The 253-nt window shown below is 63.2% G+C and carries 1 protein-coding gene; it reads left to right on the top strand.

From position 1 onward, the window contains the following. Positions 1–253, top strand: a 253-nt coding sequence (locus tag IE312_RS43600; protein ID WP_229900919.1) for a cbb3-type cytochrome c oxidase subunit I, incomplete at both ends; no start/stop codon positions are given.

A 253-nucleotide genomic window follows, 5' to 3' on the forward strand; every position in this document is an offset into this window, starting at 1 on the left:
CCGGCTTCCTCGTCACCTTCCTCTTCGGCGGCCTGACCGGTGTCATCCTGGCCTCGCCGCCGATGGACTTCCACGTGACCGACTCGTACTTCGTGGTGGCCCACTTCCACTACGTCGTCTTCGGCACGGTCGTCTTCGCGATGTTCGCCGGCTTCCACTTCTGGTGGCCCAAGTTCACCGGCAAGATGCTGGACGAGCGCCTCGGCAAGATCACCTTCTGGACGCTGTTCGTCGGCTTCCACGGCACCTTCCT

The sequence above is a fragment of the Streptomyces capoamus genome (genome assembly GCF_014654935.1).
Lineage (GTDB): Bacteria > Actinomycetota > Actinomycetes > Streptomycetales > Streptomycetaceae > Streptomyces > Streptomyces capoamus.